Here is a 15,575-nt window from a genome sequence, read left to right as displayed (position 1 = left end):
CTCGCCCTCGTTAAGCAAGATGGACGATCAGAAGATCCAGTCGGTAGGGTCAACGCCCTTATAGGAAATAGCGTCCTTGTCGAACACCATGCTGACCCTCGCCTTGTCCAGCGCGTCGATGCTGCGACTCTGCCAATCCCCCAGACTGTCCCTCCAAGTAAACCGAAGTTTTGCGTCCGGCACGAGCTCCAACCGTCCGACAATTTCCTTGGGCTGTGATGGGTCACTCCCGACACCCAATGCGTCCGCAAGCACTGTCAGCTTCGCCAGCGCGACGACCTCACCTCTGTCCGCTACCGAGAAGAACCGGGCAAAGTGCTCTAGGCCCTTGGGATACTGATGCTCATAAATTGCCTGCATGAGCTGTTGGTCCCCCATTAACCGTTCCAGTGGAAAAGACTTGATAATGGCGGTACCTGTGACTTGCGCATAACGAATCGCCAGGTGAGACCTTCCACTGAGCGTATTATCCATTCCCAGCATTAGGCCATCCTCCAGCAGATCGCTAATCAGAGTCGCGACCCTCGCCCGAATAGCCTCCCGGTCTACCGGTTCGGTTTCTTCCGGGAGGTAGAAACTCATCATGTCAGGAGAAGGGAGTTGCGTAATCCAGCCTTTGGCTACTGCCAGACGGTAGTCCATCCTTGCATCGCGCTGTAGCTCCGGCAGCGCCTGAAGGAATGCCGCCAAGTCGGCACTGAACGGATCGGCCGCTGCGATGTGTTCGAGCGCCTCCTCAACCTTGTAACGGGAGGTACTTTGCAAAAGGTTGGTAGCGTATTTCAGTGCGAGTTCACCGAGGGGCGAACCTTTGTCATAGTCCTTGAGGTTGAGATAGGACTGGTAACGAAGCGCCTCGGGTGCCGAGGCGTCCTGTAGGTATCTCGCTTCGACGTCCACCAGATTTTTATTGCGCGAAAGGATCTGCAGTATGTCCAGCTTTCTCCTTGAGTCAAAGCGTGGGTCTTCAATTAGTCCAACAAGATCGCGCCCTAACTCGTTCTCACCGACGATAACGCCCCATTCCCCACCAGCCACTGCCAACAAGCGCAGTGCATCGTAAAAATCTTGGTGGTCAGATGATGGCGAGCGAACTATCGCCATCAGACGTTTCTGGTCGCCAACCTTGAAGCGTAGATCGACGATGGAGCTGTGCTGCGACTTCTGCCGAGCGAGCTGGATCATGTAGGAGTCAAGCAAGGCACGGGTCCGGTAAGCATCAAAGGTCTTGCTAGCCGGCGAGTGCTGATCGTCCAGTGACAGCCAAGACTCAATCCTCTGTGTCATGAGCGTTTCCAAGGTGGACTTGAGGCTACTGGTGGTCAGCCAGGCGAGCGCGCCACCGATCACCACCACAGCAACCAGGATCCAGTTAAGGAGGCTAACTGCTCTCGCGACGGGTTCGTTGGCCTTTGCGATCAGATCCGTGCTCAACTCGTACTTGAGTTCTTGGATTTTCTCCTGACAGTTGCGCTGTATATCCTTCATCGCCTCCAGAGACTTCGAAGAGCTGCGCTCGATTTTCTTTGCCAAGCGCCGCATCTCTTCCGTCGCTTGTTCCGGCGTAACAACGTTTTCTTGGTTCATTGAGTCTCTGTTTCAGATGATTTATGGCCTTGGCTGCGGATCCACGCCATCCAGACACTCAGCCACCAATGTCCGGACACTCATTTCACGCTCCTTCATACAGGTAGTTGGAGCGCAGCGACGCAGGTTTGCATTGTGAGCTTGAAGTTCCTATTGCCGTCAATTTCGTTGCCCGGTGACCAGAGGGCGGTTGCCGTAGCGGGCGTGCAGCAGTTCATGCATATCGCGCCGTTGCGCATCGTCACGGCCCTGGCCTAGCTCCTCCATTAAGCGCGGCAGACACAGGTAACGGACGCGGCCTATGAGAGTCCCGGTAACCAGAGCGGTCCGAATCACACAGTTACAGCAGGTGTGGCATCTGATTAAGCGGGCTCAACTGCGGATGGACTAGATGTTGGAGAGGAAGATCGGCTGACAGCACTGGGCGGGGGAGCGGGAAGCGTGGCTTCCCATCTATGGATCAGGTCAGGAAGTGGTATTTCCGTTTCTCGGAAAGGAATACGTGACGGAACCGTGCGCCGTAGCGAGCCTGGGTCATTTGGCACTGAAGTCGAAGTTCCACAGGCCGTAGGGACGAGTCAAGATGACATCTACCTCAGCGGCGGGGATGGGGGGATGTACTGAGTCATGTCAGAGAAGTTCTGCACGATGTACGTCTGACCGACTATCGGTGGTGCCGTCACCATGAAGTAGAAGCACGGCAGGTACTCGAAGCTCACCGTCATCGACGAATCCACGTTGGGCATGGTCACCACCGGGTATCCGTTGACGTACCAGTTGCAGTCAAACTGCATGTAAGGGTTGGTCTTGTTGATCACCCCACACTGCTCTGGTGTCAGTTTCTCCCTCGCCAGCGATATCGGGGCCGGCTCCAAATATGGCGATATTCCGCTCGGACTGATCGCCTGCAAGAGCGCGCCAGGCGAAATACCCTGACGCCCCGACACAATCGGGCCATCAGCTTCATCGATTGTAGTCACATCGGTTTCGATGATCGCCTCGTAGCTGAATGACTCGGTGGAGCCAGCCAAACCGGTCAATACCTGCCAAGCGTGAATTCGGTAGTTACGCTGTGGCTGTTGCGGTTTGAGAAAGACCAATACGGTCTTGCCTTCCATGTCATCGGCAGCGAAGTTCACGTTAAACACGGTCATGGTCCATCTCCTTTGTTCCGATCCCTGAAACCGCAAGGTTCTATGAAATGCCGCCGCATCACCCTGGCTAACAACACCAGGTGCTCGCTCACAGAGTTATTTAGACACACCTCGAAGCCGCTGCTGAATTCTCAACAAAAATCCGGCTTCAAAAGCATCCTGGCAGTCACCGACAGGAAAGGTCTTGCGTGTTTGCGCCAGCTCCCACCACAGTGGAATTTCACCGGGCGTATCGAGCCAGACCTGGGCGCATTGCACGCCACGTTCGATCATGGGCGCAAATTCGTTGCCCCACGGCGTCAAAAGACTCGGGCAACCGTCCGCCGCCGGAATTGAAACGTAATTTTCGTCCATAGACACCTTAGCTTTCGATTTAATTATTAATGCTGGGTCTGTCCCAAGCAGCATAGAAACAAAACTGGCACTTCGCTTAAGCATCAAAAAAACGCCCGAATCAGAGCCATGTAGACTATATCCCGTGGATTGAGAGTCCCTCAAGGCGCAGTTTGCGCGCATGACTCAAGACTTCGAACAGCTCCGTCTGCAACTCGCGGAAAACATCCGCTCGATGCGACGCGTGAAGAACCTTACCCAGGAGCAATTGGCGCTCATGGCCGAGGTGGATCGTACCTACGTGAGTCAAATCGAACGAGGGGTAGGCAACCCGTCGTTATTGGTCCTCTGCAAACTCGCCAACATTTTCGAGATCAAAACGGATCAGTTGCTCATTGAGTCTGACGTGCTGGCTCGTACGCTGAGCGCTGAGCGCTGAATGCCCCTCTGCTGATCTAGAAGATCGTTAGAAAGCGACAATCCTGCGTTCGGCTTTCCCACTGACACCCCTCTCCCGATTATTGAACCTGTCCAGGCCATACACCCAGAGCCTGGACCATGTCTGCTGCCTGCCCGCACATTTCGCCCCAGAAATTACATCCGTTGGTGCTGAGCATTTTGCTGGCATCTGGGTCAAGCGTAGCGCTGGATACCGGCAACATTACCGCCTCCGTACTTTCTCCAGACTGCCTCGAGTACCGAGTCGTCGGCATCTGCTTTTGGTTGCTCTGCACCCCCTTCGGCTGCACGGTTAAAACCTCAACCAAGGTTCGTCACTTCATTCCTGAGCTGGTGGTCTCGAGCTATGCCACCACCGGTGCCAATCCGTGGACCGAGATGGCCGCCCTATCCTCTCCTATCAGTGGGGCGGAAGGAGGCGGTAACCTGATCACGCCGAACACCCAGCGCGATAATCTGCCTCGTTTCAAAAACGTTGATGCCATCGGTCATCCAGGTGGCTGGGCCGCCACGCAACTTGCCTCGCAATCCGGCTACGCCTGCGCCAGCGGCGCCACTGCGTTCATGTCCTACTACTTCAGCACTTTGGACTCACTGGCCTGGCGTCATGGCATCCCTGAAAGTCTTTATCCCGAGTCACTTTTACCGGGAGTCCGTGAGATCGGTCGTCAGCTCGCGGGCAACATGTGGGGCAACGTCTATCCCCGGCAAGGATTTTTGGTGCAACCCGACGACTTCAAAGCCGCTGCGGTGATGGCGCAGCGAGCGGGTGACGTCATTACCCGCAATTGGCAACCGCACGTGTATGTCCCGCTCATACCCGTACCACGCGATGGTTATTGGCCGCCTGGCCCAATCGTTGAAAACGACGCTTCGACCCACAAATGGCAATTGCTCTCCCCTCTGGTTCAACCCACATGCGCCATCTTCCCCAGCGATCCGGTGCAGAGTGCAGATGGCGGCTACGCCTGGTCGCTGTGGCGTCCCTATAGCTGCTGCAAGCGAGAGGGACAGACCTTCCTGTTCAGCATCGACTTCGACGGTGGTGCTTCATGAATCGGCTTCTTACAGAACCATGGGTGTGCCCGATGAGTTTGTTGCTCTGCGGACTGCTCGCCGTGACCACGCATGCCCACGCCGCCGAGGAAGATTACCGTCTAGGCACTCAAGGCGAAGTACTCGACGACCGGGTGATGTACACCATCGGTGGCGGCTCGGCAGCGGGCTCGCCGAGCTCGCTCTATCGCCCCAACGGGCTCGGTGTCGGCGGATCCTGGCAGGCGAACATGATGTGCGGAAACATGAGCCTCACCAACACCTTGCAAAACCAGTTGAACGGCGTCACCGAAGGTTTCCAGCAGATCATGGGCAGCATCGTGCAGAACGCGACCCAAGCAGTCATGTCGCTGCCGGCGCTGATTATTCAGCGCGCCAATCCCGGTCTCTACGAGTTGCTCAGTAATGGGGTGCTGCAGGGGCGTATTGACTTCGACCGTTCCAAGCTGACCTGCCAGGCCATGGCCGAGAAGATGGCGGATAAGGTCGGTCAAGCCGGCTGGGGCGCATTGGCCAAGAACCAGGAGATGCAGGGCAACCTCGAACAAACCGGCGGTGATGCAGTGGCCGCGGTGAAAAACACCGAGGCCCGTAACGGCAATAATGGGGTGTCTTGGGTCGGCGGGCAGAAGGCTGGAGGTAGCGGACAAACACCCATCCGGGCAACCTCCGATGTGGTGCGCGCGGGCTACAACCTGCTGCATAACCGGTCCGTGGATGACAGCGCCTCGATCAGTAGCAGTGATTGCCTGGGCGGCGCTATTTGCCAGGCATGGACCTCACCCCAAGAGGAATCCGAATGGGCTGTTCGCGTGTTGGGCGAGACCGAAGTCGCGACCTGCGACACCTGCGAGACTCTGCGGGCTACCGCTGGCAGCGGACTGACGCCACTGATCCAGGAGGCCTACAGTGAACACCTCAAGGCCCTGCAAGGGCTATTGTCCGGTTCACTGTCGCCTACCCCAGACAATCTGGCCAAAGCCTCCAGCCCAATGCTGCCGGTGACCCGTGGTGTGATCGAAGCCCTGCGCGACGATCCTGATCAGGAACTCCTGGCGCGGCGCCTGGCCAGTGAGACGGCCCTGTCCAGCGTACTCAATAAGGCGCTCCTGCTACTGCGCACCCTGCTGGCAGGCAGTCACGAACCTAACATCGCTTCCGCTGAACCGGCCCAAACGGCCTTGAAGAAAAACATCGACACGCTGGAGCGTGAAATACGCCTACTGCAGACCGAGTTGCAGGTTCGACAAATGTTGGCTACCAACACCGCCAGTCTCGTGCTCGATCGGCATGCCGGAGGCGCCGATGCGTCGCGCACCGTCGAGCAAGGCGACCCCGAACCTGGCCGACTCAACGACGCTGACGCCAGGCGCAAGTGAGCCATGAAACGCTCACTGCTATTCACTTTGCTTTCAAGTCTGTGGGTTGCAGCAGCGATGATCCTGACCGCCGCACTGGTCGCCTGGATCGGCCGCACTGCGCTGGGCAGTTTCGAGGTCTGGCAGCAAGCCTTGGAATCGATACGGCCTTATCTGCGGTGGTGGCGCGCCCTGCTCTACGGCGTCCTCTTTGCGCTCTGGCGGGACCTGCTGAGGCGCTACCGACATCGACCGCAGGACCGATTGCGCGTGAAACGCGCCGGGACATTAGGGCTCTTGCTCTTTACCTGCGTCGAGCTCACTCGATTGTGAGGTCACCACCATGCTCATGAGCACCAACAGCTACCTGGAGTTTTACCTCTCCCTGCTGGCATGGATCATCAACAACGGTATCTGGAACGTCCTGTCCGATACTGGACTGTTCGCCGCGCCCCTTGGTGCAATCATCTTGCAAGAATGGTTGTCGGCCCGTCAGCAAGGCGCGGATGAAGGCAACAAGGGATTGCTCTCTGTGCCGCGGATTGAGAACCGATTATGGCTGGCCTATATCGTCGTACTGTTCGCCTGTGCGCCCGTCTTTCCGTTGAACCTTGCCTCAATGGCGTTCGATGATGCGGCAAGCCAGCGCTGCGGCATTAGTGTGGCCAAGCCAGCGGAAACCGCTTGGGGCACCACGTTCAACACCATCGGCAAACGCTCTGCCAACGTGCCGATCTGGTGGTTTCTGGTTCACGCCTTGAGTAAAGGAGTGACCGCAGCGGCCACCGCCTCCATCCCCTGTGCACCGGATATCCGACAGATGCGCATGGAGATCGACAGTTCGCGCATCGATAACCAGGTGCTGCTGCAGGAAGTCGCAGACTTCACTCGCGACTGCTATGGCTATTCCCGATCTCGGCTGTTCACCAACCGTCCTCAGCTGGACAAGGCACAAAGTCATGATGCGTCCTGGATCGGCTCACGCTATTTTCTCGACACTCCGGGTTACTACGACACCGATCGCTCACGGACACCGCGAGTCAGCTGGCCCTACGATGAGACCCGCGATACTTCCTTGTCACGGCTGGAGAATGGCGCGGGCTACCCCACTTGCAAACAGTGGTGGAATGACAGCGGTGTCGGGTTGCGAGCGCGCTTGATCGAGCAAGTCGATCCTTCGCTACTGACTCAGCTGAAAGGCTGGTTGACTGGTCGCTCAAGCAACGAGATTGAGGATGCCACGCTTCGCGAACTGGTCAGCCCGCGCCAACAATCGATGTCCATGTCGCCCGGACAGGTGTACCAGGACTATGGCTCCAGTGCTCGCGGCGGATCGATCAATCAGGGACTTAATAACCTGGCCACCAACACTGGGCTCGCCCTCGGCTCCTTCAGCAACTTCCCGGCGATGAATGCGCTACGCGCCGCCCTGCCCATGGTGCAGGCTTTCCTGATCATGGGCGTCATCATCAGTTTGCCGCTGATCCTGCTGGTCAGTACCTACCAATTGAAAACCGTCATGACGGTGACGTTCGCGCTGTTCACGTTGCACATGCTGACCTTCTGGTGGGAGTTGGCCCGCTGGGTCGACTCCAGCATGCTCGATACCTTGTACAACCAAGTGTCGGCGTCCAATCAGGTGCTGTTGTCGCTGCCCACATCCGGTTTTATGGACGGGACCGTCACGGCGCAGGTGATTGAGTATGTGATGGGGGCAATGTTCATCGTACTGCCTATGCTGTTCCTTGGAGCTATGAGCTGGACAGGATATGCAGTAGGAAACGGGATTCAAGGCATGTTGGCGAACGGCAGCAAAGCAGCGAGTGATTCAGCAAGCAAAGGTACGGATCAAATAGTGGGGGCGGCTAGCCGCTCAATTAGATGATTTGCTGTCGCCGATGTAATGCCCGTTGTCGTCGAAGTCACCGATGTAGAGGTCGGCACCAAGGTAGTCTGGCCCGGGTGCCGCCTCTTTAATATCCGCATCAATGGCAGCCTTGGACACCAGAAGACCAATTACAGCAATCATCGTCACCACAGAAGCGACCAGCCAGAAACCGATAAAGAGCAACCCAAGGAGGAATGCCAGCTTCGTAATTAGAAAGGTCCCGCGAACCAATAGCCCACCCGCAGGTATACCTGTCGCCACCGCACGTTTAGCTACGCGGGACTCAAACCCTTTTAACTTGCGATAACCACGTTTTGCGAACATACCGCATGCATATGCCCAGCGGTGTGCGAGGGAGATTTGAAGTGGCTGCTGACCCGGCATGATTGCGCCCTCTTCTGAGCGTGTTCCTGTGGAAATCGAGCTTACAGCCTACTACTGAAAATCGCCCTTGCTTAACCGTTTATCAGCTTGCTCGGTCGAAAAAAACTTCACTGGAAGACAGAAGACGCAGCTCGTGCACCCGCGCCTCTATGGCCGTTGACCCATCCAGATCATCCAGCTACATAGAAGGTACGGATCGCTGTTATCGACAGCACCTTCCCAGGTAGCCAGAGCCTTCAAAGCTAGGTCACTCCGGTGATGGTTCCCCCAAGTGCGATTAGCGTTCGGTGGCTCGCACGGTCACGTTTCACGGTGATGAACGCCTACTCCTCTCCCGAGCGCCTTTCGAGCTCGGCTCGTCCCAAACCCTCTTGCTTTTCTTCAACCCACTGCGGGGAAACTCTTTCCCCTAAGGGGCAGGTTTCTTCGCGCGCTCAACGGAGGTACACCATGTCCGACTCACTCACATCCGAAGCACTGAACACCCTGCGCTTGCCCGTCGTGTTCACTCCAGACGCGTGGCAACACGCAGTATTGCTCGATGGTTCAAATCATCCTGAAAAGCTGCAGCTCGATAGGCTGAGCAACATCGTACGCGCAGCCTTCAAAGCGCACCTGGCCGATCCAAACGCACCCTACGTGGTGTTTGAGGTAGCCAAGTTCGTCTCAGTGAGTGATGCAGATCATGAACCATTGCTGCGACTGAGCCTCAGCCTACTTCAGGCATCAGACCAACCTAACGCCTTACTGATAGCGCTTGCGGAAGAGCAGCAACGCTAAACGCAAACGGCCATACCCGGCCACTGATCCAACTCAGGCTATACGCAGTCCTGCACCAATCCAATCAACACCCACCGGGGAACCCTCCCCGACGGGCAAGGCGTTCCTCCGGTTTTTCGAGGAAAATGCCATGCGCAATATCTACCAAGACGTGACAGACAAGATCGTTACCGCGTTAGACCAAGGCGTAGCGCCCTGGATCAAACCTTGGTCCTCAAATGGCTCAACTGACGTCACTCATCACCACCCCTACCCCATCAACGCCATCACCCAGCGCCCCTATTCGGGCATCAATTTACCGCTGCTCTGGACCGAGGCTAGGTTGCAGGGGTTCACTCAAGATCGCTGGCTGACTTTCAACCAAGCCAAAAAAGCCGGCGGGCACATCCGTAAGGGTGAGCACAGCACCCTGGCAGTGCTCTACAAACCGATGGAACGCGAGGAACAGACCGAATCAGGCCAACCCGTACTCGATGAAAACGGTCAGCCCAAGGTCGCTCACTTTGGCATTCTCAGGACGCATTTTCTGTTCAACATCGAGCAAACGGAAGGGCTCGAAACGCTCAACAAAACCGTGCTCGAGACGGAACCGAGCGATCCCTTCTTCCCCAACGGCGTTGCGGAAAATCTGTTGTTACGTTCGGGCGCAAACATCATTCATCGATTTGCCGACGAAACCTTTTACCACCCGATCAGGGATCTCATCCAACTGCCGACAAAATCGCAATTCCACGATCAGGGTGGGTACTACGCCACCGCGCTTCACGAGCTGACGCACTGGACCGGCCACCACTCTCGATTGCAGCGCGAAGGCGTGACCTCTCCGTGTCCATTTGGCTTGCCAGGCTATGCATTTGAAGAGTTGATCGCCGAAATGGGCGCCGCTTTTTTATGTGCCTACGCCGGCATTCAGGGAGAGCTGAGGCATGAGGGCTACATCGACTCCTGGCTCGGCCTGCTCAAGGCTGACAACCGCGCCATCTTCCGCGCCAGTGGCCAGGCCCGATGTGCTTCGGAGTATGTGCTCAACCTGGAGCAGCAACGGAAGCAGACGGTAATGGATGACTCGCGATGGATGAGCGACGGAGCTTGATCGTCACCTCACCGCTGCACACGATTCATAGGGTCCAACACGAGTTGGACCCTTTTTCTATGCCCAGAAAAATCCCCACACTGCGGAGCTCTGACGCAAAGAACATGAGGTAATCCCGTAACCGCAGTACGCCGTTACGTATCCAGATTCTCCGCCAGGTAATCCACCAGCTCGAGTGGACTTCGGCTGTCGATCACCTTGTAGATCAGATCACGCTTGCTGCGCGGAAGCTTCTTGACCACGCTTTTCGCCGAGGCCCTGACGGCTTCGTCTGTTCCATGGATACGTGCCGCGAGCAGCAGCACGAGCGTGGCGTCAGTGAGGTTCATGGCAAGACCCAATAAAATTCGCACCGCAGTGTACCGACACTTTCCTTTTTCGTACCAGCATGCGCATCCAACAAAACGGCACCAGGACAAATCGATATTCCAATTGCCGCACAAAGGGAACCGCGTCAAAAGGACCGGTAAGGGTTGGAAGGGAATGGGGAGTCAAGGGTAAGAGCCCTATCCGAAAAGGCTAAAAGGCAACTGACTTTGCCAGTTCCCGGGAGGACCATGATGCTCAGTCTGTTTCGGCAAAAAAGGCAAAAGCCTCCTCCGCCACCAACCGTTAACGTCGCCGATGGGTACCTGCCCATCGAATCGTCCCAGAGCTTGTTAGCAGCCGAGCATCGCCGCCAGTTGCTCGATCGCATCTGGCAGTACACCGCCCTCTCCCATCAGCAGTTCAGGCAGCTCTATTTAAATCCGATCCATCGCTACGCCGAGCTGGTCCAACAACTCCCGGCCAGCGAGACGCACCACCATGCTTATCTTGGCGGCATGCTCGACCATGGCCTGGAGCTGGTCGCCTGTAGTCTGAAACTGCGTCAGTCATATCTGCTGCCCACAGGTGTCGCCCCCGAAGACCAAGCCGCTCAGACAGACGCGTGGTCCGCAGGCATCGCCTACGGCGCCCTGCTGCATGACATCGGCAAGATCGCCGTGGACCTGCTGGTCGAACGCCAAGACGGTAGTGTCTGGCATCCTTGGCAGGGATCCCTGGATCAGCCCTACCGCTTTCGCTACCTCAAGGGTCGTGACTACCACCTGCACGGCGCGGCCGCAGGCTTGATCTATACCCAGATTCTCGACCGTACAATCCTCGATTGGCTCAGTGGATTTCCGCCACTGTGGACCAGTCTGCTGTATGTCCTGGCGGGCCAGTACGAACGCGCCGGCGTGCTCGGTGAGTTGGTGATGCAGGCCGACCGTGTTTCCACCGCGCAGAACATCGGTGGCAACCCGAAGAAGGCACTGCAGGCCCCGACGCATTCGCTGCAACATCACTTGATCACCGGACTACGTCATCTGGTTCAACATGAGCTGAAACTCAACCAGCCAGGTGCCGCAGGATGGCTGACCCAGGACGCCCTCTGGCTCGTCAGCAAGACGGTCACAGACAAGCTACGAGCCTATCTGCTGTCGCAATCGATTGAGGGCATTCCCTCGTCCAACCTCGCGGTGTTCGACGAACTGCAATCGCATGGCCTGGTTGAGTCCACTCGGGAAGGCAAAGCCATCTGGACTGCGCAAGTAACACAGGGAGACTGGCAGCACAGCTTTACCTTTCTGCGCCTTCAACCGGCGTTGATCTGGGGGAACGAAGACCGGCCTGAGGCTTTCAGCGGAACGGTGAGTATTGCGGCTCATGAACACTCATCTGACACCCCGGTACCGACACCAGCGCCCGACGCAGTCAGCGCAGAATCATGTCAAAGCCAACCGCAGCCGGATCCGATGGAGCTAGAGGATGCCGATTACCTCGACACGCTGCTGGACATGTTCGAGTTGGACGAGCCTGAGGCCAACGATGCTCTGCCAGAAAGTGCTGACGATACTTCAAAGCTTCAATCGGATAACCCAGGCCAGGCATTCCTGAATTGGGTCAAGGAAGGCATTTTGAGCCACAAGCTGATCATCAATGACAGCAAGGCCAAAATCCACACGGTGGGTGGCAGCGTATTTCTGGTCACGCCTGGTCTCTTCCAACGTTACGCACAGGAATTTCCAGGCGTTTCGCAGGGTTCAGATCAGGAGTTTGAGGCATGGCGCTGGGTGCAAAAGCAGTTCGAAAAACTGAAGGTGCACAGGAAGCGGGGCGACAGCCTAAATATCTGGGCGTGTCAAGTACAAGGCCCTAGAAGGACAACTATTTTAAAGGGATACTTGATTGAGGAATCGAAGCTGTTTTTCGAATCGATCCCCCCCGACAATCCTTTCCTTAAAATCGCAGAGCTATAAATTTCCGTAACTGTAAGCCCAGCTCGGAGAGCAATTCAGCAAATGGGAGGCCTTTAATATCGCAGTGCGCGGCGACCGAGAATCCTATAGCATCAGAATGTCCTGGTCTCGCAGGAAAATTCATCGCGTGATGAACTCAAGAGCGTTGCGCCCTTGAGTCTTCATACGGAGCGGCCATGAAGCCGCTCCATACTGCCACCTCGTTAAGCAATTACTGGATGTTTTGCTTACGCCAGTTATCTACTGCCGTCGGCAGTCGCTTGTCTTTAACTGGCTTTTGCCATTCATCCCAGAAATTGACCGTGCCACTATTCGGCTTGTTTATAGGCTCATCAATTCTGATTCTGCTTGGCAGCAAGCTCGCATCGCCAACAACCAGGGCCTCGCCTGTATCGAGGGTCGGCAGGATGTCGCTGAAGCCACCGAGGCTATCGGGAAGAAGTCTCTTGATAACGCCCTGATCCTCGGCGTTGGTCAGCCGCATGGATACGAAATTGCTGCATTGGCTGAGCATCGTCTTATTCACTTCGGACGGACGCTGGCTTATCACGACAAGGCTGACACCGTACTTGCGACCTTCCTTGGCGATGCGCTCGAAAATATCCAGGGAAATATCGTCAGCTGATTCCGCCATGCTTCGTTGGGGCATGTAGAGGTGGGCTTCATCACAGAGAAGCGCAATAGGGTGGCGCAGCTCGGATGGCGTCCACTGTTGGACGGAGAATGTGACCCGCGCGACAAGGGAAACGATCAGCGGGAGAACGTCTGATGGAACCTCGGAAAAGTTGATGATCTTGATACCAGCTTTGCCATTTTCCCCAGAGCTGCCGAGCACGGCAGTGGTGAATTTTTCAAGCCAGGTAAAATCCAGAACGTCTCCGCCGCCGCTGAACATGAATCCCAGGCGTCGATCAGAAATTTTGTTCTCAAGGCGGGAGATCATGCGGGCAAGCTTCCCAAAGAAGTCACCCTGTTTCTCGGACCCCGCCCGCGCGCCGGGAATCATTTCGACGTTGATTTCATTTAGCCTGTCCATCAGAACATTCAGATCGAACGGAACCGGGCTATCTACGGTGAAGTGCTTCAGAATTTCCTGCTGGTCGCCATCCTCCAGATACTTTCTTTTGGCCTGGTTGATCTCACGCGCCATAATCATGGCCTGGTTGGGCGCATTCTGGTCACTCCGGTCAACAAACATTGCCACGAGTGCTTCATACGAAAGCAACCAGTAAGGCAGGTAAAGCACACCGTCATCAATGGTGCGTTTAGCCTCAACATCTGCGGGACCGGCCACTTTGAAGTGCTGAATGCCTAGGCCCACCAACGGCGAGTATTCACCATGAAGATCAAAAACGATGGCGTTAGCCGTAGAGAGCCCCGCCATCTGCTCAATGATCTTGGCTGTCGTCCAGGATTTACCTGATCCGGTACTGCCGCCGATGAAGGCGTGGCGCTGGAAAAACTTATTACCGTTGAGGTAGGCGACGGCATGTTCGTCCAGTGTGTATTTGCCCAGCGTCAAGGCATTCCCATCGGCTGAGACGCTGGAGAGCGTGCGCATAAAGTTGGTAAGGTTTTCGCCCTCTAGCGAAAAGCAATTCGCGTCGATTTCTGGAACACTTTCCAAAGTGCGGCGAAAGACGTTTTCTTTACCGCCGTCGCGATCCAGCATCGTACCTATTAGGGCGATTTTGCAAAGGTTGAGTTCTGAAGTCTGATCGCTGATGCCATCGCCTGCGATGTCCTCGATGCCGCGCTTGCGGGTCACCTGGGTGATGAGGCCGATGAGATGCTGTCCGGGCCTGCTGCTTTGAAGTACGGCCAGATGGTTGACTTGCAACCTTTTGAGTTGGTCGACATTTTCCACGTCCACGATCACGTTTGTCGTGTCAACAGAGGCAACCTTCCCCAGCGCGTCTTTATCCTTAAAGTCAAAAATTGGCATCTCTTCTTCCCTACATGATGAGTGACAGGTAACCCTCAAGACTCCAAATGTTTTTTTCAACGGTCACCGGAGTCTTATTCAAAGAGGAGTAGACGATGGACTGGGCGTCAGTTGCTCCCCTTTCTATTGCCAGGTAATTCTGCGCCTTGCCGTCAAGGATGAGCTTTCTGGCAGCATCTGAGAGTGCATAGGTAATGATCGTGATCGGGGTATTCTGGCGCTGGCATTTAGACATGATATTCGGCTGAATATGCTCGTCGTTGAAGCCGTAGCCAATACACAGGTATGAGTTGGCAGCGGTAATGGCCAAATCGGCATTGTGGATAGTCGAGCGGTATGGCTCTAAATGCGTCGTTTGATATTTCTGTGTGCCCGGGGTAACGATTTCCGGCTTGTAGTTAGCAGGTATTCCTTGAATGTTTGTAAGGGCTACGATGTCTTCAAGAGGCGATTTAAACCAGTCCAGCGAACCGTGAACCTTCCAGATATTCACCCTGCGTGCAGACGTGATTTCATTCGGTGCAGCACGCTGCCGAAAAAAACCGTGTGAGAAGCCCGTGTAATGATGGGCCCCCTCCTGATCGCAGGCATATTCTGCCAGCCTGTCATAATTCGTAGTGACGATATTTATTTTGGTAAGGCTGCTTTTGAACATGTGGCGCAGCAGTCGACTCAGCGGAAACATCGCTTGGTTCTGAAGACTATCGTGGAAGATTTGAATGTCTTCAGAGCTGATGAGCGACCAGGTTGCGGTGATAATTCTGGAGGTCAGCTCTTCAGTAACCGCCACCTGATGCAGTGCCGACTCCAGATCAACGCCGTCCAATAGGACCTGGCAAAATATCTCCCAAGCCTCAATCTCGGCGGCAGACAGGCTAGAAGTGTTGGTATTTGCGACCAAGTGCTTCGCAAGCGCACCCATTCCTGACATGCCGTGAGCGGCCGATGCACCGCTGCCCAGGATGATGAGAGGAACCTTGCCGTAATAGTCCTGCGCTTGTTTTTCAAAATTCAGGTCAGACAAAATTCTATCCTTGCCATTTGTACCGGTCCTTAAAGACTACGCTTTGCGGCCTGATAAGCCTACAAGGTTCAATATCCGAGAGTTCACCGTACGCAATCGAGAGTATGCGTCCGGGCATCACATCTTGCGTGATTAAACCGGCTGCCACTTATGCGGAAGCAGCAGCTCGATTTCACTCGCCCGCTGCGTCGGTAAACGCGTGAGAACATCCTTTAGATAGGCGTACGGG

Annotated in this window: 17 protein-coding genes; 9 read left to right on the top strand and 8 right to left on the bottom strand. The window is 55.7% G+C overall.

Going from position 1 to position 15,575, the window contains the following annotated elements:
• Window positions 1-27: 27 nt before the first annotated feature.
• Complete coding sequence (locus J3361_RS21885) at window positions 28-1,587, bottom strand: hypothetical protein (RefSeq protein WP_207966284.1); 1,560 nt, start codon at window positions 1,585-1,587, stop codon at window positions 28-30.
• A 135-nt stretch (window positions 1,588-1,722) separates the two neighbouring features.
• On the opposite strand from J3361_RS21885, the gene J3361_RS29730 reads away from it, so the two are divergent.
• Window positions 1,723-1,845, top strand: a complete 123-nt coding sequence (locus J3361_RS29730; protein ID WP_279382090.1) for a hypothetical protein — start codon at window positions 1,723-1,725, stop codon at window positions 1,843-1,845.
• A gap of 332 nt (window positions 1,846-2,177) precedes the next feature.
• Here J3361_RS29730 and J3361_RS21880 read toward each other — a convergent pair whose 3' ends face one another.
• The gene (locus J3361_RS21880) at window positions 2,178-2,741 is read right to left on the bottom strand and encodes a hypothetical protein (protein WP_207966283.1); all 564 of its coding nucleotides are present in this window, start codon (window positions 2,739-2,741) and stop codon (window positions 2,178-2,180) included.
• A gap of 96 nt (window positions 2,742-2,837) precedes the next feature.
• Entirely contained in the window at window positions 2,838-3,095 is a 258-nt protein-coding gene (locus tag J3361_RS21875) for a LasR-specific antiactivator QslA (RefSeq protein WP_207966282.1), read from the bottom strand.
• Window positions 3,096-3,255: 160 nt separating this feature from the next.
• Here J3361_RS21875 and J3361_RS21870 point away from each other — a divergent pair, with 160 nt between their 5' ends.
• The 5 genes from J3361_RS21870 (at window position 3,256) to J3361_RS21850 (ending at window position 7,832) form a co-directional block, all read left to right on the top strand.
• The gene (locus J3361_RS21870; RefSeq protein WP_207966281.1) at window positions 3,256-3,513 is read left to right on the top strand and encodes a helix-turn-helix transcriptional regulator; all 258 of its coding nucleotides are present in this window, start codon (window positions 3,256-3,258) and stop codon (window positions 3,511-3,513) included.
• Window positions 3,514-3,632: 119 nt separating this feature from the next.
• Entirely contained in the window at window positions 3,633-4,589 is a 957-nt protein-coding gene (locus J3361_RS21865) for a TIGR03756 family integrating conjugative element protein (protein ID WP_163854399.1), read from the top strand.
• Complete coding sequence (locus J3361_RS21860; RefSeq protein ID WP_163854401.1) at window positions 4,586-5,968, top strand: integrating conjugative element protein; 1,383 nt, start codon at window positions 4,586-4,588, stop codon at window positions 5,966-5,968. Before J3361_RS21865 ends, J3361_RS21860 begins: the two co-directional genes overlap by 4 nt.
• A 3-nt stretch (window positions 5,969-5,971) precedes the next feature.
• The gene (locus J3361_RS21855) at window positions 5,972-6,280 is read left to right on the top strand and encodes a hypothetical protein (RefSeq protein ID WP_207966280.1); all 309 of its coding nucleotides are present in this window, start codon (window positions 5,972-5,974) and stop codon (window positions 6,278-6,280) included.
• Window positions 6,281-6,290: 10 nt separating this feature from the next.
• Window positions 6,291-7,832 carry a conjugal transfer protein TraG N-terminal domain-containing protein gene (locus tag J3361_RS21850; RefSeq protein WP_207966279.1) on the top strand — a complete coding sequence of 514 codons (1,542 nt, stop codon included), beginning with the start codon at window positions 6,291-6,293 and terminating at the stop codon, window positions 7,830-7,832.
• On the opposite strand, the gene J3361_RS21845 is transcribed toward J3361_RS21850, so the two are convergent.
• Window positions 7,821-8,219 (bottom strand): DUF3742 family protein, encoded by a 399-nt coding sequence (locus J3361_RS21845; RefSeq protein WP_207966278.1) that lies wholly within the window; start codon window positions 8,217-8,219, stop codon window positions 7,821-7,823. The genes J3361_RS21850 and J3361_RS21845 overlap by 12 nt on opposite strands.
• Before the next feature lie 450 nt (window positions 8,220-8,669).
• On the opposite strand from J3361_RS21845, the gene J3361_RS21840 reads away from it, so the two are divergent.
• Together J3361_RS21840 and J3361_RS21835 are read left to right on the top strand one after the other, a co-directional pair.
• Window positions 8,670-8,999, top strand: a complete 330-nt coding sequence (locus J3361_RS21840) for a hypothetical protein (RefSeq protein ID WP_207966277.1) — start codon at window positions 8,670-8,672, stop codon at window positions 8,997-8,999.
• A gap of 130 nt (window positions 9,000-9,129) precedes the next feature.
• Entirely contained in the window at window positions 9,130-10,092 is a 963-nt protein-coding gene (locus J3361_RS21835; protein ID WP_207966276.1) for a zincin-like metallopeptidase domain-containing protein, read from the top strand.
• A gap of 134 nt (window positions 10,093-10,226) precedes the next feature.
• On the opposite strand, the gene J3361_RS21830 is transcribed toward J3361_RS21835, so the two are convergent.
• Window positions 10,227-10,421 (bottom strand): hypothetical protein, encoded by a 195-nt coding sequence (locus J3361_RS21830; RefSeq protein ID WP_025214500.1) that lies wholly within the window; start codon window positions 10,419-10,421, stop codon window positions 10,227-10,229.
• 231 nt (window positions 10,422-10,652) lie between these two features.
• Between J3361_RS21830 and mobH the strand changes: the two genes are divergently transcribed.
• Complete coding sequence (gene mobH, locus J3361_RS21825; RefSeq protein WP_207966324.1) at window positions 10,653-12,377, top strand: MobH family relaxase; 1,725 nt, start codon at window positions 10,653-10,655, stop codon at window positions 12,375-12,377.
• A gap of 211 nt (window positions 12,378-12,588) precedes the next feature.
• On the opposite strand, the gene J3361_RS21820 is transcribed toward mobH, so the two are convergent.
• From J3361_RS21820 to J3361_RS21810, 3 genes are all read right to left on the bottom strand, one after another.
• Entirely contained in the window at window positions 12,589-14,322 is a 1,734-nt protein-coding gene (locus J3361_RS21820; RefSeq protein ID WP_207966275.1) for an ATP-binding protein, read from the bottom strand.
• A 10-nt stretch (window positions 14,323-14,332) separates the two neighbouring features.
• A complete protein-coding gene (locus tag J3361_RS21815) occupies window positions 14,333-15,346 on the bottom strand; it encodes an SIR2 family protein (RefSeq protein WP_207966274.1) in 1,014 nt (337 codons plus the stop codon).
• A gap of 132 nt (window positions 15,347-15,478) precedes the next feature.
• On the bottom strand, window positions 15,479-15,575 hold a 97-nt coding region (locus J3361_RS21810; RefSeq protein ID WP_156422410.1), incomplete at its 5' end, for a transposase domain-containing protein.

Origin of the sequence: Pseudomonas sp. OA65 (assembly GCF_017498305.1) — a bacterium.
Classification (GTDB): domain Bacteria; phylum Pseudomonadota; class Gammaproteobacteria; order Pseudomonadales; family Pseudomonadaceae; genus Aquipseudomonas; species Aquipseudomonas zanjanensis.
The sequence above is the reverse complement of the archived record's forward strand: the minus strand, read 5'-3'. Positions and strand labels throughout refer to the sequence as shown.